This is a genomic window from Neolewinella persica DSM 23188, assembly GCF_000373105.1.
Classification (GTDB): Bacteria; Bacteroidota; Bacteroidia; order Chitinophagales; family Saprospiraceae; genus Neolewinella; species Neolewinella persica.
This window is the reverse complement of record NZ_KB890415.1, coordinates 129,517-151,991: the sequence shown is the minus strand read 5'-3', so window position 1 is coordinate 151,991 and position 22,475 is coordinate 129,517. Positions and strand designations below refer to the sequence as shown.

The following is a 22,475-nucleotide window of genomic DNA, read 5'->3' as shown; positions in this document are numbered from 1 at the left end:
TTTTTTATTCGGGGCCGAAGGTACAAACTCCCGGCAGCAACGCGGTGCCAATCAGATAAATCGTCGACATCATTCGACAAAACCTTCCAACCACAGCTTGTGTCCCCCCTTATGATCGTGGAAGTAAACCTTAACGTACTTCCGGAAATAACCCACGTTCATCGCGTCATAGCTGACGTTAATCGAACCCAGCTCCCCTGGAGCAACTGGAATATTTTCCCACTTCGTAGCCGTACATCCACAGCCTGCGCGAACGTTTTCTACCAGGATCGGAGCATCAGTGATGTTACGAAACTGGAAAACGTAGTCATGATCCTGGCCTTTTTTCAAATCACCCATATCTACCGTAGTGTCGCCGATCCACTCGACGGGAGTGTCGGGAGCGTCGGGAGGAGTCGAAAATGAATTCAGACTGAGCGCAAGGAATAAGTTGAGTACGAGTAGCATTGTAGGTAAGTTGTCGGGGTATCGGGGTATCGGGGTATCAGGTTGTCGGGTTGTCGGGGTAATCGGATCATCGGGTTGTCGGGGTGTCAAACAACTGGAAAATCCGGTTCTGAACAACCCGACGATCCGATAACTGGTTATTAAACGTCGGCATGCCGTCGCTATTTTGTTAAGAAAAAGCTATACTAGCGTTTTCAACAGATAAATCTACCTCCGCAACGGTTATAGCATCAAACTAAACAATACCAAATGAAAAAGTTGATTTTCGCATTCATACTCGCAGTTGCCGCCTCTACGACCGCTTATTCCCAGGTTGTTGTCGACGGTGTCAACATCAATAATCTGGAAGAAGTGTCCATGATTCGGATGATTGCTCAGGAGCGTTTTCTTTCCAATAAAGTCACCATCTTTATTGACTACGGCCAAAGTATCCAGGGTGGTGGCAGGAACAATATGGAGGTCATAAACCCTCAGGACGGGAAGCGCATCCGTTTCAACTCCGTAATGCACGCAGTGAACTACCTGATCTCCAATGGTTGGAAGTACGTCGAGGCAATGGTCCTGCCAAGTGAAGGTAATGCCAGCACTACCGGTGGCTCCACGCAGTATTTATTCGTCAGAGATTAAAGTCCTCTGGTTATAACGTTTAAAGCGCCTCATCCATTCATTTGGGTGGGGCGCCTTGGTTTTTGGGCGGGGCCGCAGGTGCAGGGGAATGGTAAAAGAAGCAATACGCGAAATGAAGACTATCTGAGGCACCAGCCACCGCTTCTCTCCAAACTTTGCTTGCTCGTCTTGGTAAGCAACCGAAGCGATTTCGAAAGGATTATGCAGCAGCAATTACCGCATCAGACTTTTCTCTGCTTCGACTTTCCATTGCACCTGCGACCGCGCCAAATGTTATGACCGGAAGTTGAAAGACCATAAGTCTACCTGACCAGCACTACCCCACCCTTAAACGAAGACATGTCTCCGTTCACATCGATGTATTGTGCGTCCCAGAGGTAACCTCCGCCGGGGCTCTCGCGGCCATTAAACATTCCGTCCCAGCCCTCCTTCGTATCCAGCGTGGTATAAATGAGTTCTCCCCAGCGAGTCCAGACCCGGAGGCGATACTCGGTAACGCCAACCAATAACCCTGTTGGCTCAAAGAGATCATTCAGGCCGTCCCCGTTTGGCGTAAAGGCATTTGGCATAAAATAGGTATTGATCAGGCGAAGACGCAGATCCTTCGTCAGTGTATCAACACAGCCACTCGGATGCGTTACGTATTGGGTAATAAAAACGGAACCGGTATCGCGGAGCGTATAGTCGAAATCATCCGCTGGTGTGGTAAATAATTGATCACCTACCCGATTGCGGACGGTGTACCGCCGCTGATTGGCCCCAACGCTTTGGTCAAATACCCGAAAATCCGGTAAGATATTGGTTGGCTCTTCTGGCGCCCAGGTGAATCCCGCTTCGGGAGCATCCCGAACGTCTACCAACTGAACAAAGGTAGTGTCGACAAAACAGCCCGTCGGACTGGTTACCCCAAGGTAAACGTCGTAAACTCCGTTATTTTCATAAATGTGAGTTGGGCTGGCTATATCAGCCGTTCCGCCATCCCCAAACTCCCAGTCAAAGATGTACGTATCGTCAATTGGTCGACTCAGGTTAATAAAGTCTTTGGTAAAAGGTACGCACCCGAAGCCTTCGTCCGGTTCAATTAGTAGTGTACGCGGACTGGGGAAATAGGACAATGGCTTGGTGGTAGACGCGATACAGCCATTGTCGTCGGTGGTCGTCAATTCCACATTAAAGATACCCGGGATAGAGTAACGGTGCCGGGGGTTTTGCCGGTCATCTTGCGGCGTAGTATCCGCAAAATCCCACCGCCAATCAGTAATGGTATTTGTGCCCTGAGGAACTGTAAGGTCAGTGAAATCGATTGGTTCGTCATCGCATCCTGGCGTGGTAAATTCGAAATCCGGATCAGCACTTGGGAATACGCCAAGGAGAAAATCTGCCGTATCCCGGCAGTTATCGGCAAATGAGCCCCGGTTGAGGATCATCGTCCCTTCATAAGTACCGACGGTAGTAATGTTGGAGGTAAAATCCCGGTTAGAACCAGTAATCAGTCCCTCCGGGCCCTGAAGAACCCAATCATATTCTTCAATAAAAGCAATGTTCGTGCTCTCATTAATAATGGTGTTTTGCCCCGGACCACACTGCCGAATAAAGAAACGGCCCTGGTCGTCTATCTCGGTTTCGAGCAGGTCGGCAAAAACCTGATTGCCACATAGGTTGACCGTAAGTTGAAACTCACGTTTGGTCTCACTTAGCAACAACGGGACACTATCACGTGACCATTCCTGGATACAGACTGCCAGTGCAAAAGTGCCGCGGAAGATGGGTACCCCGGACAGGACTCCCGTCAGTGAATCAAGCGTCAGTGTACTACCTACTCCCAATTGCTGATTGCGGCTGTATTGAGGTCCACGCCAGCGCGCAGAAGTATACGGGGGGGGAGATTCGATGCGCGGAATTACATCATCAAAGGTTGTTGCTGTTTGGGGACCGCCCGGGCCGAGGCCGTCACGGCCACCCCCTACTACTGCATCGCAGAAAAAGTAGACCAGGCTGTCATTCTCCCGTTCCGTAGCTCCAAGGTCAATTTGAAAGGGTTCATTCGCACAAAGAGCGATCGGAGGGTCGATGTTGAAAACCGGACTGGCGTTGCACCGCAGCTGAGATTCCGGCGTAATGGTGGTAAAATAAGTTATTCCTATCTCGTCCGGAACCTGCAGGTTAATAATAGCCTCGTTACGACAGCAGCGCTGATAAACTAACGTATAGCTTTCATCTGACACTTCCAACTCCACGGTGAATTCATAAACTCCAACCTGCTGACAGACTTCTTCGGTAAGTACTAAACAGGGGTTTCCCAGGTTGACGGGAACATCGGAGAAATTGTCCAACGAGATAACCAGTGTTGGCGTGACCAGCGTAGTCCCCCTGTATATGGAGATGTTTCCTTCGGCGGTACTTAGCCCCGGCGGCACGTCCGAGGGGTTTGCACCGTCAAAAAATGCACCCTGTCCAATACAATCCCGATACATATTGATCCGGACATCGTAGACTTTTATACCGGAGTTTGGATCGTTGTTGAGCCAGCCCCGACAGGTATAGGTAAATTCACCACCTACGATATGGCCAGCGGACAAATCAGCTAACGGAATCAGCAGAAGTAGAAAAAGGGGCAGCAGGCAGGAAGATATAAGTTTCAACACGCTCAATCTTAAAATTTTAGGGAGGGTACAATCTGAACGGTAAAATACAGTTTCCTAGTCTGAAAGCCGCTTCTAAATAAAGTAAAGTTATCGCTTTGAGTTGCTGCTGACAGAATTGTAGTCCTAAAAACTAAAGCATAGATGTATTTCCGGTTCTAACCCTTCCGGACAAATAGGTTTATGCAGCCTCACGAATGTATTGAAACCTCGGCGACCGCTCCGATTAGGGAGGTACGCTACTTTCCAAAATTTAGCATGAACATAAGGACTAACCCACTTCCCGAGATGCACCATCCGTTGCCTCCGCTTGGTTCCCAAGCTCTGTCCACACTACATACCGGCGGACTAGTATTACTACCAACAGCCAACCTGTGGCAACTGTCGGCCAGTATCCATCACCCGCTCGCCATAGACCGCTTGCTGAAGGTATGCCCCACCTCATCGGTGAACCGGCCGGAGCTGGTATTTTCAGATCAGGAAACGTTGTTTGCCTGGTGTCCGAAAATCCACCCCCGACTTTATACTTTACTATCTTTTCATAAGCGACCACTTACGTTGCTGGTGCCTGCTGGCAAAAAAGTTCCATTGGCCCTCATCGATAATAACGGCGAAGTTGCCGTCCGGCTGGCAATGGACAGTTTTTGCTACCGGCTGTGTGAAGACATGGAAGCGCCATTGGTTACCTGCCAGGCCGCAGGCCTGGGCGAACAACAACTCCCCACCAGTTTCGGCAAGATACGGTCAGACGTTCTGCGTGCAGCAGACTATACCGTGAAACGGCGACAGCGAGAAGAGTTGGGGGCTTTCCGCGCCGTTGCGGTTCGCTACGGCGGAGATGGCGAGATTGAATTTTTGCGATAGCAGGCTGTCGGGCTATTTCAGCAAAAAAAGCCCGGCCGCAGCATTGTTATTGCCTACGATCCATGCTTCCTCTCCGTTGGCCCGTTCAACACTGACCAGGCGGCGAGGATCAAGTTCAGCTCCTGTAATTTAAAAAGTCCCTCTACCTCCGAAGTTGAACTTCTTAGCGTAGAGCCTGAAGGTGCCGTTAGGTCGTCCGTGCCACAGGAAAGCAACGTAATAGAGAGAAGGACGCAAAGTAAACAGCGAAAGAAAGCCATGGGGCAAATGTTGAATTCGCCGCAAACATCTGCTTTCGATGCGATGCCTAAGGTGTTAAGCCACCTTTATCCTGTGCAGGAAAAGGAAATGCTGGATTCTGGACTAGTAGACAGAACCCCGGAAATCAGGAGTAGGGAACTGTTTCCTACGCTCTACCACCGCTTGCCAATTTGCAAATTAATGTAGAGGCTCAAAAAGAGTGGACTGTTGGAAACACCGGGAGTGAGATCACTTTCGATCATAATGTCCGTGTTACCAAGAAGAAAGTCCGCCATAATCCCGGCCTCCATCGATTTGGCAACCTCCTCAAATGCTCCGAAACCGAAATGCGCGGCGGCTTTGGCATGAATACCCGGTCTTAGTTGAATTTCATCGATGCCCAATGTCCAGGCGGAAGCGCCGAAGATGCGATCCTGATTTAAAAATGCAGCGGTATTGGAGCCGGTATGGCGGATATCGATAATGGTACCCGGGCTTCCAGGTTCCCCGGCATCTACCTCCAGGTAATAAGGCTTCAACAAGCCAAGTGTTGGTCCAAATTCATAAGAATACCCAACTGCCACTCCTCGTTGCCGCGCTTTTTCGCTCAGGTATTTACGAGTGCCGAAGCCAACACGTAGTGCGTACAATTGATTCTCTTTACCATAAACATAAGCCCGGCTGACCCGGTTGGTCAGGATATTAATACGATCGGGATTTTCCCGGCGTTCGCGGCTGTGCCGGATATCGCCAAAAGAAGCGGACCAGTACTTCATCTTATCAAAAGCGATCAGCTTGCCGGAACGGACACCAAAGAAGAAATTCCGAGGCGTGGCAATGGCCAGATTGAAAGTCATCTCATTATCATAGATGATCCCCTTTCCGGTAGCGCCATAGATATTCTGATTACCAGGCAATCGCTGCTGACCAAACAGACTGGTGGAAAGAAAGATGGCCAGAAAAATGAAGAAGATTTGACGTAGCATAGAGGTAAGATAAGTGAATTACAACAAAGACAGCGGCTAAGTCCAATTTGTTGTGTAAGCCACCCTATGGGAGCATCTTTGTTGGCAGCGCGACGCCTAAGGGCTCTCATGGAAACAACTTCTCACAACCTTCGTCATACGGGTTGGGCCATCGGGAACGTTGTTCGCTTTTATCAAGCACCATAGTAATCCGCAAAATTAGAGATTGCCGTGGATGCAGCAGCTTTATAGTTGATTTCTCAACTAGCGCTTACCTTAGCCCCCATGCCCCCTGAGACTGTAATTGCCGTATTAAGTTCGCACCGCCATCCCAGGCTGCGTTACGTCCTGAAAGAACTCAGGACCCAGCTTGGCTTCCGGTTCCAGTTAATGACGGAACTAACGAAGTGGCAAGAGGTTACAGCCCATGCAAAAGTTACCCTTCTCCCCTACGCCGGTCCAGAATTAGCCGTACAATGGCCAGCGCACAGTTTTCTGAGCGGTAGCCATCCGACATCATCAGACCTACAGGTGAACCGGGGAGATAACGACCTCCCACTCTTCTTCTCAGTACCGCAAATTCAGGGGCTGAGCCACGACTACCTGGCAATGATATTTTTCAGCCTCTCCCGCTATGAAGAATACGGTGATTTTACCGCCGACCAGCACCACCGCTTCCCTGCCTCTGAGAGCCATGCCGCTCGAAATGGTTACCTGCATTTGCCGGTTGTTAATCTGTGGGCGAAAAAACTGGGCGACTCACTTCGGAATAGATTTACGAACCTGCCAGCTAAAAAATCGTCGGCCATTGAATTTATCCCCACTTATGATATAGACCTCCTATGGGCCTGGAAGTACCGCGGGCTGCGAGGTATTGGCGCGGGACTTCAGGACGCTCTGCAAGGCCACTTCCTTCGGGCATGGCAACGGTTTGTTTCACCAAAACAGCGGGATCCTTATCAAACCCTGGATTTTCTGGAGGGTCTCCATCAGACATACGCCGTGGCATCTCCGATATATTTTTGGCTCCTGGCTGACAGCACAGACAGGCACGACCCAAACCCCTACCCGATACCATCCGAACAACAAGAATGGATGCTGAGATTAGCGGCTAAGCACGTCGTTGGCATTCACCCTGGCTATCCAAGTTCTGATCAACCCGCGTTGTTTCCAATTGAAACCAAACGCCTGGCGGATATCACAGGCAGGGCCGTTCGACATTCCAGGCAGCACTTCCTACGTTTTCGGATGCCGGAAACCTTCAGGCAGCTGCGCCTTGCCGGCATAACGCATGACTACAGCATGGGATACGCTGATGCAATTGGTTGGCGTGCTGGCACCAACTTTGCTTTCTCCTGGTACGACCTGGAGCGTGAAGAAACCACCAATTTAATGATCCACCCCTTCGCTGCAATGGACGTTACCTTGAAAAACTATCTCCACCTTGCCCCCCTGGCGGCAAAGCAATCCGTCTTACAACTCGCCGCAGATTTAGAACCCTTTGGCGGGCCGTTCATGATACTTTGGCACAACACGAGCTTTGCAGAAATCTATGGATGGGCGGGTTGGCAGGAGATGTACGTACAATTGGTAAGTGAATTAGGAGATAGCTAAACTTATACAGGGAAGTATGTGGACCGCGCAGACAGCAGCGGTAGTTCTTCCCTCATCCCATTATTCACTAATCCAGATCAAAAAGATCTTTCACTCCAGGATACCGGCTGCTCTCGAATCCTTCAGCAAAATCATATCCGGCTTCCCGACCAAAGCTGCGACCTTTGGCTTCGATGAAGGCCATGAAGTCCTTACCTGAAATCGGTGTTTTGACTTCGTTACTGAACTCATCGGACTCATGGTCATCAAATTGAGAACGGTAACAACGGATGATCTCCATTTTCCGGGTCAGATGATCAGTTATATCGACCACAAAATCAGGTTTACGGTTACGGTCCTGAATGTAATGATACAAGGCATTAGGGCGCCACTTTACCTGTGGTTGACCGTCCTCTCCGAAAGTTTCAATTTTCAACAATCCGCTGTAAAAGCAGGCGTCCGCAACGATCTTGGCCGAACGACCATGGTCTGGGTGCCGATCGTCGAGAGCGTTGGCCAAAACAATTTTGGGCTGGTACCGACGTATCACGGTAATAATTTTACGCAAAGTGGCTTCGTCGTATTGGATAAAGCCATCGGGCAAGTCAAGGTTCTCCCGAAATTTTGCGCCCATTTTCCGGGCAGCATCCAGTGCTTCTATGGTGCGAATTTCCCCGCTTCCACGGGAGCCCAGTTCTCCACGGGTTAAATCCAACAGGCCGAAAGTGTACCCTTGCTCGGCGTGTCGCAGCAAGGTGCCGCAAGAACTTAGTTCTACATCGTCGGGGTGAACGCCAATGGCGAGAATATCTACTTGCATGGAGGTAATGTCATGAACGGAAAGGGTATAAACGACCGACATATGGTCATAGTTTAAACTAAGGCATTTTCTAACCAGACATTACCACTCCTCCATTGCTCTTTTAATCCCATTACCTTGTACCTGCGACCGCGCTTAATAAAATAATTGAATTAGAAAATAGCTGCCGCAAACTTCACTCACTGCGCTTGTTCGCCTAAGGTGAGCGTCCAAAGGGCAGCGATTGCCTGGTACTCCACACGGGTGGTTAAGGGGCTTATTTCTTAGCCTTAGCAAATCGTCGTGCCTCCGGCACAATGGCCAGGCCCAAACCAGCAATAAACAGGAGCAGGTTCCAGTACCAGGCCATTGGCTTTTCGTAAAGTTGTAAGTAGGCCACCGATTCCGCAAGTTGAATCCTTTGTTTGGGCCACTCCTCCGTTGGGTTCTTGCGCCAGGTTGGCTCGCTTAAAAGGCCGATCACTTTATCAGTTTTCGCGGGAGGACAGCCAGGTGGCTTCGTACAGGCAGGGTCGGCAGTCTCCGTCCAGGCGATCAGGTTAATAGTTACGGTGCTCCCCTTTTGCCACGCAGTTGCTTGCTCAGGCGTTAGAATAGGACGAAGGACGTAATCCTCATCGCTGCTGCGCAGCGCCGGTCCCACGATAAAAGCTTCGCCAATGATGGCTTCAGTAATTTGGACGTAGTCAGCGTCTCCAAGGCTCCCGGAGGCGGCCGAGGCTACGTCCATCGTACGTAAGCGATGAGTACCAAAATTTTGGCTGATCAGGCTGTTACAGCCAGTGATCATTAGCACGATGCCGCCGAAGAGGATCAGGTAACGAAATAACATGGAATGAAGTTAATATTCGCTCGTAACATAACCATCAACTATACACATTCTCTCCTATGAAGAATGACAAGTCTGAAGGATAGAATCATTCATATTATCGCAATACCTTAAGAACTGAAGCAGCAATTGGCTACGATAAAACGACGCAACAGCGCTACCACTTAGCCTTCTTCCCCTTAAAAGGCTTAGCGCCCTTAGGCTTGAAGTTGCCCGGCCGGTAGTGCTTTTTCTTACCGCCACCGAAACCCTTTCCGCCGTCACCTTTAGGGCCACTGACTTTGGTACCACCCTCAAAAAGGCGGACGTTGAGTTCCGTCCCACGGTCCACTGCTCCCTCAAAAGCCGCAACGACTTTTTTAGCTTCGCGGGCATCTACCCCAACGTAGGTTTCGTGATTCTGGATGTCAATCTTACCGAAGGCAACCTTTTTTCCAGGCATTTTACGGTTAATCATACCAATGATCTGCGGGACATTGAAACCGTTATTACGACCTGCGCCGATGACAACGGTAGAATATTCCATATCCCTTCTCTTGTCCGGGCGGGAATCCTCAGGAGCATTACTGACCGCCTTCTGGCTACCCATTTGCTTGCTGAGGCTGCCCAGGCCGTAGCCAAGTATCTTCTGAATGAGCTCTTCCCGTTCAATTCCCTCAAAAGCTTCGATAACCTCTGGCAGGAAGGCGGCAACCTTATCGTCAAGCTTCGCGTTTTTGACTGATTCGGTGAAACGAAGGGCACGAAGGCGATACACCTCGTCTTGCTTCGGAACGTCCTGCAGCTCGAACTGAATCTTAGAGTACCGCTCAATGTCGCGAATCTTACGAACCTCTTTCCCGGTAACGATGCTCAGGGCGATGCCCTCCTTGCCCGCGCGGCCAGTTCGACCACTACGGTGTACGTATACTTCGGGAGCGTCGGGCAGGTTGTAATTGATTACGTGAGTGAGGTCTTGTACATCCAGACCACGTGCGGCTACATCGGTAGCAACGAGCAGCTTGATCCGCCCCTTACGGAAGCGTTTCATTACGTCGTCCCGTTGTGCCTGGCTCATGTCACCGTGCAGGGCATCGGCGGTGTGACCTGCATAGCGAAGATCTTCGGCAACGCCATTTACCTCGCGGCGAGTCCGGCAGAAGATAACGGCGTAAATGTCGGGGTCCAATTCAATCAACAGACGCAACAAGGCAAAACGATCAGATGCCCGAACCTTAAAGTACTGGTGAACGACCTTAGAGTTGCTGGCGTCGGAGTGTCCGACACTGATCTCCGCAGGGTTCGTCATGTACTCCTGACTGATTTTTTTTGCTTCCTTGGGCATCGTTGCACTGAAAAGCAGGGTCTGCTTTTCATCTGGAGTCGCTCCAAGAATGCCGTTAAGCTCTTCCTGGAAACCCATGTTAAGCATCTCGTCGGCCTCATCGAGCACCACCCGCTTCAGGTCACCGACCTTTAGTTTTTTGCGATTGATCATATCAAGCGTACGACCAGGCGTCCCAACAACAATTTGTGCACCGTCTTTGATCTCACGGATCTGGTGGGTAATGGGGGCACCACCATAAACGGCAACGATCTTCACGCCCTTGCGAAAGCGGGCGTAGGAATCGAGGTCTTTGGCGATCTGGAGACAAAGCTCTCTTGTCGGGCAAAGGATAAGCGCCTGAACGGCCTTAACGTCAACGTCAATGTCATTTACAATGGGCAAACCGAAACCAGCTGTTTTACCGGTACCGGTACGGGCCAGGGCGACCAGGTCACGATCTGATTCCATGATGGCCGGAATGGCCGCTTGCTGAACGGGAGTGGGGGTGACAAAGCCGAGTTCGGCTACTGCACGTTTGACGTCATCGCGGAGTGCGCTGTCCTGAAAGTTTTCCATATCGCCGGTATTAAAACGTTGTTCCAAACGGTGAAACAACGGGGCCTACGGGCGAAATGGTTTACTACACGGCGACTCCAAAGCATAAGGAATCTGACTACGTAAACCGGCAAGCGCCCTGTTTGAGGGTGCAAAGGTACATAGAAAAATATTAACATCTTTGTTAGTCTCCGACACGTAGTGTTTACTGGTGTTGCAGGCCCCACACCGCCCTGATGGGACAGTGTAGCGCCTGCAACTATAGATAGTAAGAACAGCATAAAAAGTGCCGTTACTCAGACTCTAGAGCTTGGGCTGGGTATGAATTACGTAAGTCTCTGCTATAATATCGTGACCAGATTGCCGACGGGCATTGCCCAGCATTACAAGCGCCGATATAAGCGGCAGGAATCCCAACAGGCTTTGCATAATCTGAATCATTGGAGAAACACCGTTCTCCATTTGGTATTCAGCGATAAGTTGAACGTATTCCATATAACCACTTACATCTTCGATGCCTGGAATTTGGAAAAACTGGTAAGAAAAGTAAAAGTTGAAAACAACAACAATGAGCCAGGGCAGGTAACGCATCCAGGCCTGGGTCCAGCTAATGGGAAGTCCTTCTTTAGCAACTACCTTCAGTTTAAGGACCATCTTTCCTAAGGTAGCTCCCATGGTCTTTTCCAGGACCGGCTTATAGAGCATGCTTAGGAGTGTAATGGCAATAACGCCATTCAGGCTGGGAGCGAACATGGTAAAATACAAGCTGGCACCTACCAACGGAAGCGTGAACAGAAAATCGAGGAGGGCCGCGCCTAAACGTGGACCGAAGTTGGCAAAGCGGGGGGTGTAATCCTGATCACCTAGCAAATTATCATCAAGTGTATCACTAGCGTACATAATGGGGTATTTTAATGTGAATATGGTTGGTCAAAACCAGTTTCAAATCCGATATTGAACCAATGGTTAATGCAACGAATATAGTAAGGACTTTTTATCGGCGTTAGAATGGTGGACAAAAGACTCCCCCTACTCGACAAAAGTGCTATGTTTGCGTTGCTAAAGGTAACGGGCAATAGTTTTTGCCCGTTTTAAAAGGGAATCCGGTGTAAATCCGGAGCTATCCCCGTAGCTGTAAAACCATGACCGTTTCGGTACCATTTGCCACTGAGCTGCTGCTTGGGAAGGCGGTACTTGCGACCTACAATCAGTAACATGGACCAGCCAGAAGACCTGCCCGCAGCGCCATACTTATTTTATCTTTCGGAGGAAAGGATGGAGTAGCAAAATGGACTATTGGTTCGTTGGTCTATCAGGCATTTGTTCGTACAGTGCAACAGACCAACGAACCAAAATACCAATTAGGGCGCGGACGCAGGTGCCGGGAAAGGACTGAGGCAAAGTTTGCCACGTCGTTTTTCAGCTGTACTGATGTCTTTTGCAATTGCTGCTACATCGTTTCATCCCCGGTTCTAACCACCAGATGTATTATGTACCAGCAGAATAATTACCCCTCAATTTTCGGGAACTGCCCGGGTTTATCGATTAGACCGCTCCCGGCATTTCCACTTATCTTCTGGGGCTGTTTGTTATTCGCAACGACGCTCCAGGCCCAGGTGCCTGACTTAAGCACCACCACCGATGAAGTGATCGTTACCGGTGCCCGGTTTACCCGGTCGATCACGGAAAGTCCGGAAAACGTAACCATCATTGATTCTGCCGTAGTTGCCCAGGCGACGGACCTGGCGCAGCTGCTCAACGAGCAGCCCGGTATTGTCATCAACGGCGCCTACAGCAACCCGGGCAAAGACAAGTCCATCTTCCTTCGCAATGGGAGTAACCAGTATACCTTAATTCTGATTGACGGACAACCGTTAACTGATCCATCATCTTTGGGCGGAGCCGTTGATTTGCGCCTACTCTCGCTCGATGGTATCCAACGGATCGAAATCCTGCGCGGGGCAAAATCCTTATTGTATGGTTCTGACGCGGTAGCAGGAGTCATCAACCTGGTAACCTCCAGGGGCAATGCTTCAGAACCCTTCACCCTGTACCTGCGCGCCGCCGCCCAAACCTATAACACACTCGATGCTGGCGTAAATATATCCGGCACCACTAAAAAACTGGACTATCGTATTGGCTTCGATTATTTTGATACCGACGGGCTTAGCGAGGCTGAAATGCCTGCCGATAGTACCATTACATTTCAGGAAGACGGTTCCCAACGACTGAACTTAAGCACCAGTTTCATTTACCGTCCCAATCAGTACCTGACCCTACGACCTACGCTACGCATTGCCGGATTCAACGGCGAATACGACGCCGGGGCCTTCCGGGACGGCGATAACAGCTATACCAATGATCTGCTCTTGCCCGGGCTTGCGGTCGACTATAAAAAAGGCAAAACCACCATCGGCGGCCGTTACACTTTTGCCAGTACAGATCGCGTTTTCGAAGACGCGACTTTCGGCACCTCCGAATTCCTTGGCCGTAGTCACCAGGGTGATGTTTTTGGCACCTACCAACCGACAGACCTGGTAGCCCTAACCTTCGGAACGCAGTTACGTGAAGAAATACTGGTGCCTGACGGAGACGCCGAAAACCAGTCGGCCACTACCCTGAGCCCCTACCTGCAGGCACACCTCACCTTAGCCAGAAAACTGTACATCGATGCCGGTTTTCGCTTCAATAATCATTCTGAATTCGGTAACCAGAGCAACTTTTCCATAGCCCTGGGCGTCCAGGCCTCTAAAATATGGAGTAGCCGGGTCTCCCTATCCAATGCGTTCCAAAGTCCCACGCTGGATCAGCTTGCCGGACCCTTCGGCGCCAATCCTGACTTGAAGCCACAAGTTGCGTTTTCCGCAGAGGCGAGTACCAGTCTTCGCCACCCTGCGGGCAAATACGCCTTAAACTTTACCGCCTTCCAACGAGAGATTGAAGACGTAATCGTTTATACCTCCAATTACGAAAACCAGGATAAGCAACTCGACCGGGGCGTCGAACTCTCCGCAGTTGGCCAGGTAAGCAAACAATTCAGCCTTAACGGCAGCCTTACTTACGTTAAAGGCCGTCGTTCCTCCTTCGATTTCAACGGTTTACCTACGGAAACTGAAGATTTCTTCCGCCGGCCGCGGACTACTGGGAACATCGGACTAGCCTTTAATGCCGCAAAATCCCCCTTCACTGCCCGTCTGTCCGGCCATTACACCGGAGAACGTCCTGACGTTTGGTTCGACGCCAACTTCAGTCAGTTTGAAGTTGATCTTGATCCTTACTTCCTGGTAAATGCTTACGCGGAATACCGATTCCTGAAGGCGGAGAACCTGCGCGTTTTTCTTGACGTCAGGAACCTGACTAATGCAGATTTTGTGGAGGTTACAGGATTCTCGACCTTAGGCACGGTGATACGTGGAGGAGTGTCGGTAAAGCTTTAGGCCGCAGGGATAATTCTTCTATCGTGACTATCCGGAATACTTATGCCCCGACATTATTTCCGAACTAATGAGCATAGTTACGGCGTTTACCGCAGCATGAATCGAATCCTTTTCGTCTGCTCCGCCAACATCCAACGGTCCAAAACAGCCGAGGATTATTTCTCAGAGCAGTACCCATCCCTTGAATTTGCTTCGGCGGGAACGAACCTCAGGCTCTGCCGCAAAGAGGGGACCAATCCGCTAACGGAGGAGTTAATGGAATGGGCGGACATTGTCCTGGTCATGGAGGAGCGGCACCGCAAAGCGATTATGACAAACGGCGGTGCGCGGTTTGGCAAGAAGGTCAGGGTTTTGGGAATACCTGATCGGTATAAGTATTTTCAGCGGGAGTTGATATTGTTATTAGCAGAGCGCTCTGTGGGCTATATTGAGTAGGCGCCGGACCTACAGGTCTGGCTTAAATCATCCATACCTGAAGGTCCGGAACCTTAGCACAAGCACAAAGTATATATCTACATCCGCTCTGGCACCTCGATACCGATCAAGCGCATACCAGCCTGCAGGGTATTACCCACCGCCTTACATAGCTGTAAGCGGAAGGCTACTGCAGCCGGTGTTTCAGCGCTGAGGATGCTGTGGTCGTGCCAGAACTTGTGCAAATTCTTGGCCAGTTCGTAACAGAACATAGCAATCAGGCTCGGGTCATAGGATTCTGCAGCAGTACTGATCAGTTCGGGAAAACTGTAGAGCTGGTTGATCAGCTCCCGCTCGGCGGGAGCAAGCTTGGTATAATCCTTCGCTAATGCGAAGTCAATGGCAACTCCATTCTCTTCAGCTTTCCGCCAAACGGCGCGGGTCCGGACGTAGGCATTCTGCACGTAGGGGCCGGTCTGGCCCTGCATATCAACGGATTCTTTCGGATCGAAGGTCATCCGCTTCTTTGGGCCAACCTTGATGATGTGGAACTTCAGGGCGGCGAGGCCAATCTGGCGAATGATTTCCTCCCGATCATCTTCGGAAAGGTCACTGGTGGCAGCACGCTCCTGGCTAACGAGCCGGGCTTCGTGAATTACCTCCTTCATCAAATCGTCGGCATCGACGACGGTTCCTTCCCGGCTTTTCATCCGGCCGGTAGGCAGGTCGACCATCCCGTAGCTGAGGTGGTAAAGGCCTGGAGCATAAGGTTCATCCAGCCGCTTCAGCAGTTCGAAGAGTGTGGCGAAGTGATGGTTCTGCTCGTCCGCCACGGTGTACAGCATTCGGGTGGCACCAAAGTCGTCGTAGCGAAGGCGCGCAGTACCCAGATCCTGGGTGATGTAAATACTCGTTCCATCAGCCCGCATCAGGGTCTTCTCGGAGAGTTTTGCGTCGGTAAGGTCTGCATAAACGGAACCATCTTCCCGGGTATGGAAGACACCCATTTCCAGTCCCTTATCAATCATGTCTTTGCCGAGCACGTAGGTATTCGACTCATAGTAGAGCTTATCGAAATTTACGCCAAGCGCGGCGTAGGTTTCTTCGAATCCTTTGTAGACCCAACCGTTCATCTTATTCCAAAGTGCGCGGGTGGCTTCGTCGCCAGCTTCCCATTGCCGCAGCATTTCGCTGGCCTGGGCACCGAGTACGCTGTACTCGTTAAAATACTTCTTGCTGTAGCCTTTGAAAAAGGCTTCTGTCGTTTGCCCGGGCTTGCCATGCAAAGCGAAAGTTTTCTTTCCTTCGACGGTTGTCTGCCAAGCCTTGTATTCCTCTTGAAATTTCTGCTCGAAGCGTACGTAGTATTCTCCCACAAAGTGATCGGGCTTGATGCCCGTACTTTCTGGTGTAGCCCCCCCGCCGAACAGTTGCCACGCCAACATAGATTTACAAATGGCGATGCCCCGGTCATTGATGATCTGGACTTTCTTCACCTCGTAGCCAGCCTTAGCCAGCAGTTGTGCGCTGGACCACCCCAGGAGGATGTTCCGGACGTGCCCAAGGTGCAAGGGCTTGTTTGTATTTGGGCTCGCGAATTCCACTACCACCGTTTCTCCTTTGGGGGCACCCTGACCGTAATCATCAGCAATACCATCGGTCAGCAGAAAGTCTCTCCAATATTCGTCTGAGATGACAAGGTTGAGGAAGCCCTTGATCACGTTGTAATCAGCAACCTCAGCGACCTTTTCCTTCAGGTACTGCCCTAGATCTTCCGCAATCTCGTCTGGTTTCTTACGAGCTACCCTGGTCAGGGGGAAGGTTACCACGGTGAATTCACCTTCAAACTCCCGTCGGGTCGTTTGTAGCGTGATCTCCACAGCGGTGCCATCGGCACCGTAGAGGTCAGTAATTGCGGCTTGTACACCGGCTTCGAGGATGGCGGGGAGCGTTTTTTCCATATCAGGGCGCGAAGGTAATTAGATTTTGGCGGTTAGGGCTTCAGAATTGGTAGCCGCTACCTTTCCAAAGCAATTGTACCGGAGTACTACTGTCAGGAAGAGAGGGCGGGCGCAAATACCGGAGAACAGAGAAACAGGACTATTGCCTGGCTTACAGAAAGCTGGCGATGAGCGACAATACGTAGATTACCGTTAACAGGCCAATATAGATGATGACCATTATTTCAATGTACCGGCTGAATTCATTGTCTACGTAATAACGGGATCTACCGGAACCTGAGCCAGCAGGCACAGTACGGCGGCCAATCACCCGCATTCGCCGAAAAAAGCGGCGGATCAAAACATCTCTATTATCTGACGTCAGATCGGCATGATGCCAGGGGAGTTCGCCAGAGTCCACCAAGTTAAGGTCTTCATCGAGTTCACTCAAACCAGTGAGTTGAACCCCCTCCGTGTCGTAGGCAAGTGGGCGTACCTGAGCAAAAGCTGCTTCAGCGTCAATTTCATTACTAAGTACCCGATCCCGCAAATCCAACAGATAAGTACTGATGGCTCCTTTATCAGTGAACGGAAGGTTAATTCCAGCCACTTCAGCGGCGGCTAGAAAAGCCTCGTGAATAAGTTCTCTGCTTTTGCCTTCCATCTCACTAAGCTGCACCATTTCATGTTGGTCAAAGCCATGCTGCACCATCGATACAGCCCAATCTACCAATACCTGACCTTCCCAGGGATGGAGGTGAAATTTACCGTGTGCTACCTGCGCAGAGTGTAGGGGATCAAAGGACATTTGTGTCTAGAGTTGTTGTAAAAATAGAACGTTGTGAAGGTTGAGGTTAGTTGTCTCTAATCACGTTTTTTTTAGAGGTCGCTGCAGGAGTCGCCGCGCTTCTGTTGCAGGGGTTGCAGGAGTCGCTACGCTCCCGTTGCAAGGGTTGCAGCGTAGGGTGTTCAGTCTGATACCTTTTTCGCCCTATGTATTTTACTTAACCCACCAGATTTGTTGCTTTGCCTGAAACGCAAATCGTTCCCTGCAACCACCAGCTACGGCCTTGGCCCCGGCCGCAAATGCTGCCCCTGCCGGCCGTTAAGAAATGCAAATTGTATGAGCCATCACCAGGCTCCTACTTTTCCGAAAGGCTGCTGCAACCGAAAATTTAAAGCGCGAAGGGACAGGCTAAGTGGCGAGTTTTTGCATTTTAGGCAGGTAGGGGCGGCATTTGTGATCAGCCGGGGACACAGCCAAAGGGTTTTGCTACTTTCCCCATGAAAAGTAGGCCGCCGGCAGGCAGGTATGACGGGATGCCACGTAGGCGGAGTATTCTCATCGTGTAGGAGCAATGCGAGACCAAAAAACGTAGGGGAGGATTACTATCAGACTGGACACCCTACGTTGCAGCACGCCCTGCAACTACTGCAACGGGAGCGAAGCGACCTCTGCAACAAGCGCGAAGCGCGCTACATCCCCGGCACCACCATCACCGCATTCTGCATCATCCGGCTTGGCCCACGCCAGAACATCCGGTAATGCGGATTGTCCATGAAGTAGACAATTTTACCGCGGCCAACATTTCGAATACCCGCCCAGGTTTTCCCAGCCAGGGAGTCCAGATTAGGCTGAGAAGCATAGCCGGAGGCCAGAAGTTTCGTAGCATCGGAAGCGTACCGGCCTACGCTTTGTAAGGTAGGGTTTGGGGTTAGCGCATTAGCCCCGAATTTGAGCGTGTATACTTCAGTCTTCACCCCATAAGCCAATGGATGGGTAACATCTACCGTTGCGTTCAGGGCGGAACCGGGGATCCTTTGCTTACCGAAGAAATCCGTCCGCTCATCAAAGTTCAGGGCGGCTGCGTCTTCCTTATTCAGATCACTATCGGGTTTACTGATCTCTTGCTCCTTGACGAACCCGCTTGAACTAGTAAAGAATTCAGCACTTGAGCCGATGGCGACTATCGTTCCTCCACCGCTCAGCCAGGTGCGGAGCATACTTTGCTCGCTCTGGCCGAAAACGGCACTTAGGTTACGGCCTTCGGGCAGGATGAGCACGTCGTAGTCATTGAGGTCCGCCAGCCCGTAGCGGGAACCAAATTTCGGGATAGCCGTCTGCATCAGGGTGGAAACCCGAATGCGATCTACCGGAAGTTCTGTTTCCCAATCGAAGAGGAAATAGATCTGTCCGCTGGTATAAACATTGAAGGGAGGCTCTACCAGCAGGGCCACCTTAGGCTGCTTAATGGGGAAGTTCCCGGTATTGGCAAGGTCCATACCCTCCTTAACCCGGCCAGTAGACATCCGGTGGATGTCCACGTCAAAACCAGCGGCGAGTTTGCGCATATCGGCATCGATGCTCTGGTGTTCCAGATTCCGGCCCGCGAGGACGATGAGGCTCCCAGCGGGAAACTCCGTACCATCATCGGCCATAAAGGGTTCTTTGGCGGCCCGTACCCGGTAATTCATCTTCCAGAGTTTTGCCAGTGCTTTGGGCGCCGTTCGCTGGTTCCAGCGGATGACGTAAGCATAAGACTTTCCCGCTGAGCCAACCGGGATCACCCGACCCTCCTTCTCGGTCCATACAACCGGTTCAGTATCGACGAGGATCGGGGTGTTCACGCTATAAGCTTCCAGGTTATAGGCCAGGGGGGCCGACCAGGTCGACATGTCGTACATCACACTGTCTTCAATTTGCAGGTCCTGGCTAAGGATGCTGTTGACGAAAAGGTGTCGGGGTTGTTCAGTGCCGATGATGAGACTGCCTTTGGGGAAGATATTGGTCCCGCGCTTCCCGTCGCGGAAGTTGGTGCTCGGAGCGGCAATTTCCTCCGTTGTTTTTTCTACTTCCACGCCATTAAGGAGGAGCATTTTCAGGACGTCCCCAAAGAATTCCGAGCCGTCGTTTTCGATAACATAGGCCGTTGCCGGCGCTTTGCTGTTGAGTGGGTTCCAGGCAGCGATACTGTAATCGATCAATGCCCGCCGGTTCCGGGCGGAAGCCCGGACCTGAGCCAGACTTGTCGTGTAGTGGTCGTAGACCCGCTGCCGAAGCGTAAGGATGAAGCCGTCTGCTGTCTCCACTGCCCGGTGTCCTGAAATGCCCCCTTGCTCGGTCAGCATTCCGATGGCCCCCATCACGGTGGGGTAACTGGACCCGTAACTGGGGTAGTAAAAATCGAAAGCATCACGCGTAAAATAGCTGAGTCCCTGTTTATTGAACTCGGCGATGTTGGCCCGACCGAAGGTGTCGGCCCAGACTTCGTAAGCGTCGGGCAGTAACAGGTTACGGGGCGTTGTTCCCGGCACCGTGAAATAGTTGGCGTCGTAGCCCTGCTCGTGGTAATCGGTATGCACCTGTGGCATCCATTTCTGGTAGGCGGCAGTATGGCCTCGGCTTTCTGGGTGGACCCCCCAAACCCAATCGCGGTTGAGGTCGAACCAATAGTGATTCGTCCGGCCGTTTGGCCAGGGAGCATAGTGTTCCAGATCACGTGGCTCCTCACCGCCGGTATTTCGGGCGACGGAGTTGGCCCAGTAAACGTAGCGGTCTCGTCCGTCAGGATTAATACAGATGAATAGCAGGTTCACGGTCTTTTTCAGGGCATCCAGCAGGGCGGGATCTTTGGTAGTGGCCAGTTCGTAGGCGACCTGCATAGCGGCCTCGGTGCTGCTGGCCTCATTGCCGTGGATGTTGTAGCTGTAGCTGTTGATCACCGGGTGTGTGGCCAGGTCGGGGGCTCCCCCACTCTGCCGCTGTCCGTTCCTTTGCACCTGCGTACGCGCCCCCACCAGTTGCATTTGAGCCGCACGAATTGCGTCGATATTCCTGATGTTCTCTTCATCGCTAATGGTCAGCAACAACAAGGGACGTTGCTCGTAAGTGAGGCCGTATTGCTCGATATTTATGCGGTCACTTTTCTCCGCCAACATGTTGAAATATTCCACCGAACGGGCATATTCCGTAAACCGTTTACCAAGCTCATACCCTAAAAACCCGGCGGGGCTCTCGATATCAGGGGAGCCGTTGTCTGGTAGCGAAAGGCGTTCAAAAACGTCGTTTTGAGCCTGAGTAAAAAAGGAAATAAGAAAAAATTGAATGAGTAAAATGTATCGCATAGTTCTGGTTGGTTTAGCTTTGAAGATAAAGTGCGGAAATTAAGTACAGATTTGCTGGTTGACTGGCTTTAGACACAGCATCAGGAGGCGCGGCCGCAGGTGCAAAAAAAGTTAAAGTGCAAGCTTTTGCGACCTGTTGACTTAGTTAAAGGCTGAGATAATGATTGCGTAGGCCAAAAGCGTCAGAAAGATCAAGCCACCGTTGATCGCAATTCCTGCGATGGCAAAACCTTTACCCGTCCGAAATTCCGGATTTCGGTTTATTCGGCCAAGGGAAACTATTCCTATGACCAGGCCCGCGATCGCCGTTAAGAATCCCAGGCCACCAGCGGTCAGTAACATTATACTTCCGAGACCAACGATAAAACTGGCAACTCCCAGCCCGTCAGTAACGCCATTTTTTTGTGCTTGCTTCTGCTGCTTTCGGGCAATACGCTCTGAAAACCTCAACTTTCTACCCAGGCGTGCCTCCATTCCAGCCCGGTCAGGTGTGACTTTTCCCGAATGAACGGTTTCCGATTCAACCGCCACGGGAAGGGGCCCAAGTGCTGCTTCGAGCTGCCCTACGGACAAAATGAAGCTACAAAACAAGAGAAGGAGAAACTTCATTTTACTGGATTTTGGGCTAAGCTAGTAAACATCTCTTAAATTTGTAGTCCCCATATATTCACTATGAAATCCTCCCTTACTTGCATTCTACTCTTCTTTTCTATTCATCTGGTGGCCCAGGCCTCTCTATTCGACAGCTTACATCAGCAGGGCGACGTCGTAAGCGTTGAGCTGGATACCGATTGGAAAAACCTGCTGCGTAATAAGCGTAAAAAGCAGTACCAACCGCTTAACATGACGGTCTATACCTTTGGGGATACGCTGACGTTTCCTGGCCGGGTTCGAAGCAGGGGGCATGTTCGGCTTGAGGTATGCCAAAACCCTTCCCTCAAAATAAAGCTCAAAAAGTCTCCATTACGAGCTGCCGGGTTCAGTGACCTGAACGACCTGAAACTTGTAATACAATGCTCCAGGGGAAGCGTCGGAGAAGGCTATTCTATTCGGGAGCAAATGGTCTACGAATTGCACGCTATCTACAGCGAAAACTATCACCGGGTTATTCCATTGCAGGTGACTACTAACCAGGATGCTGACCAGGTGCTCAGGGCTTTTCTGGTAGAGGACGAAGAACAGTTATCGGAACGCTATGAAGGTAAAATTCCCAATATGAGGCGCGCCAGCACTGATGGCATCAACCGTTCTGCCTACGTTAACATGTGCCTTTTCAACTACCTGATTCTTAATACCGACTGGCACGTTTTCAACCTGCACAATGTAGAATTTATCGCTAAAAAGGGAGCCCTCAAGCTGATCCCAATTCCTTATGACTTCGACTACTCTGGCTTTGTCGGTGCAAATTATGCTGTTCCTCGGGAGGAACTGGATATAGCTTCCGTTTTAGTACCCAAATGGCTGGGTAAGGATGTCAGCCCGGAAGAATTAACGGCAGCTTGCACGCACTTTCAATCCCGCCAGGAAGTAGCCACTAATTTCATTGCGACCTATCCGGGCCTCGACAATCGCAACAGGAAGCGGCTGTTAAAACGGATGGATGATTTTTACGATCTGCTGGCGAATGAAAAGAAGTTGATGCGGCTATTGAGATAGTAAAGAAGAAAGTAG

General features: G+C 50.9%; 17 protein-coding genes and 1 riboswitch. Of the genes, 6 read left to right on the top strand and 11 right to left on the bottom strand.

Annotated elements, in window-relative coordinates; genetic code table 11:
• Positions 1–69: 69 nt before the first annotated feature.
• Positions 70–447 (bottom strand): DUF1573 domain-containing protein, encoded by a 378-nt coding sequence (locus tag B036_RS0103520; protein ID WP_020567304.1) that lies wholly within the window; start codon positions 445–447, stop codon positions 70–72.
• Between the two features lie 249 nt (positions 448–696).
• Between B036_RS0103520 and B036_RS0103515 the strand changes: the two genes are divergently transcribed.
• The gene (locus B036_RS0103515; protein WP_020567303.1) at positions 697–1,074 is read left to right on the top strand and encodes a hypothetical protein; all 378 of its coding nucleotides are present in this window, start codon (positions 697–699) and stop codon (positions 1,072–1,074) included.
• Between the two features lie 302 nt (positions 1,075–1,376).
• On the opposite strand, the gene B036_RS0103505 is transcribed toward B036_RS0103515, so the two are convergent.
• Complete coding sequence (locus B036_RS0103505; protein ID WP_157472020.1) at positions 1,377–3,719, bottom strand: PKD domain-containing protein; 2,343 nt, start codon at positions 3,717–3,719, stop codon at positions 1,377–1,379.
• A 255-nt stretch (positions 3,720–3,974) separates the two neighbouring features.
• On the opposite strand from B036_RS0103505, the gene B036_RS32840 reads away from it, so the two are divergent.
• A complete protein-coding gene (locus tag B036_RS32840; protein ID WP_169435030.1) occupies positions 3,975–4,580 on the top strand; it encodes an L-threonylcarbamoyladenylate synthase in 606 nt (201 codons plus the stop codon).
• A gap of 413 nt (positions 4,581–4,993) precedes the next feature.
• Here B036_RS32840 and B036_RS0103495 read toward each other — a convergent pair whose 3' ends face one another.
• Positions 4,994–5,806, bottom strand: coding sequence for a hypothetical protein (locus B036_RS0103495; RefSeq protein ID WP_020567300.1), 813 nt, complete (start codon positions 5,804–5,806; stop codon positions 4,994–4,996).
• A 264-nt stretch (positions 5,807–6,070) separates the two neighbouring features.
• Between B036_RS0103495 and B036_RS0103490 the strand changes: the two genes are divergently transcribed.
• Positions 6,071–7,399: a polysaccharide deacetylase family protein gene (locus tag B036_RS0103490; protein WP_020567299.1), complete on the top strand. Its 1,329-nt coding sequence runs from the start codon at positions 6,071–6,073 to the stop codon at positions 7,397–7,399.
• A gap of 67 nt (positions 7,400–7,466) precedes the next feature.
• On the opposite strand, the gene bshB1 is transcribed toward B036_RS0103490, so the two are convergent.
• From bshB1 to B036_RS0103470, 4 genes are all read right to left on the bottom strand, one after another.
• Positions 7,467–8,240 (bottom strand): bacillithiol biosynthesis deacetylase BshB1, encoded by a 774-nt coding sequence (gene bshB1, locus B036_RS0103485; protein ID WP_020567298.1) that lies wholly within the window; start codon positions 8,238–8,240, stop codon positions 7,467–7,469.
• 214 nt (positions 8,241–8,454) lie between these two features.
• Positions 8,455–9,030 carry a hypothetical protein gene (locus B036_RS0103480; protein ID WP_020567297.1) on the bottom strand — a complete coding sequence of 192 codons (576 nt, stop codon included), beginning with the start codon at positions 9,028–9,030 and terminating at the stop codon, positions 8,455–8,457.
• 154 nt (positions 9,031–9,184) lie between these two features.
• On the bottom strand, positions 9,185–10,909 hold the full coding sequence (locus tag B036_RS0103475; protein ID WP_026231649.1) for a DEAD/DEAH box helicase: 1,725 nt from the start codon (positions 10,907–10,909) through the stop codon (positions 9,185–9,187).
• Positions 10,910–11,191: 282 nt separating this feature from the next.
• On the bottom strand, positions 11,192–11,788 hold the full coding sequence (locus B036_RS0103470; RefSeq protein ID WP_020567295.1) for an RDD family protein: 597 nt from the start codon (positions 11,786–11,788) through the stop codon (positions 11,192–11,194).
• A gap of 146 nt (positions 11,789–11,934) precedes the next feature.
• Positions 11,935–12,143, top strand: a riboswitch (cobalamin riboswitch).
• 331 nt (positions 12,144–12,474) lie between these two features.
• Here B036_RS0103470 and B036_RS0103460 point away from each other — a divergent pair.
• Entirely contained in the window at positions 12,475–14,325 is a 1,851-nt protein-coding gene (locus B036_RS0103460) for a TonB-dependent receptor plug domain-containing protein (RefSeq protein ID WP_020567294.1), read from the top strand.
• Positions 14,326–14,421: 96 nt separating this feature from the next.
• A complete protein-coding gene (locus B036_RS0103455) occupies positions 14,422–14,760 on the top strand; it encodes an arsenate reductase/protein-tyrosine-phosphatase family protein (RefSeq protein WP_020567293.1) in 339 nt (112 codons plus the stop codon).
• Between the two features lie 77 nt (positions 14,761–14,837).
• Here the strand turns inward: B036_RS0103455 and argS are convergent, their stop codons facing one another.
• The 4 genes from argS to B036_RS0103435 all read right to left on the bottom strand — a co-directional run bounded on the left by argS (position 14,838) and on the right by B036_RS0103435 (position 21,413).
• A complete protein-coding gene (gene argS / locus B036_RS0103450) occupies positions 14,838–16,700 on the bottom strand; it encodes an arginine--tRNA ligase (RefSeq protein WP_020567292.1) in 1,863 nt (620 codons plus the stop codon).
• A gap of 151 nt (positions 16,701–16,851) precedes the next feature.
• Positions 16,852–17,487: a hypothetical protein gene (locus B036_RS0103445; protein ID WP_020567291.1), complete on the bottom strand. Its 636-nt coding sequence runs from the start codon at positions 17,485–17,487 to the stop codon at positions 16,852–16,854.
• Between the two features lie 668 nt (positions 17,488–18,155).
• Positions 18,156–20,804, bottom strand: a complete 2,649-nt coding sequence (locus B036_RS0103440; RefSeq protein WP_020567290.1) for a M14 family zinc carboxypeptidase — start codon at positions 20,802–20,804, stop codon at positions 18,156–18,158.
• Positions 20,805–20,945: 141 nt separating this feature from the next.
• Positions 20,946–21,413: a DUF4190 domain-containing protein gene (locus B036_RS0103435; protein WP_020567289.1), complete on the bottom strand. Its 468-nt coding sequence runs from the start codon at positions 21,411–21,413 to the stop codon at positions 20,946–20,948.
• Positions 21,414–21,476: 63 nt separating this feature from the next.
• On the opposite strand from B036_RS0103435, the gene B036_RS0103430 reads away from it, so the two are divergent.
• Positions 21,477–22,460, top strand: coding sequence for a hypothetical protein (locus tag B036_RS0103430; protein ID WP_020567288.1), 984 nt, complete (start codon positions 21,477–21,479; stop codon positions 22,458–22,460).
• The last annotated feature ends 15 nt before the right edge of the window (positions 22,461–22,475 follow it).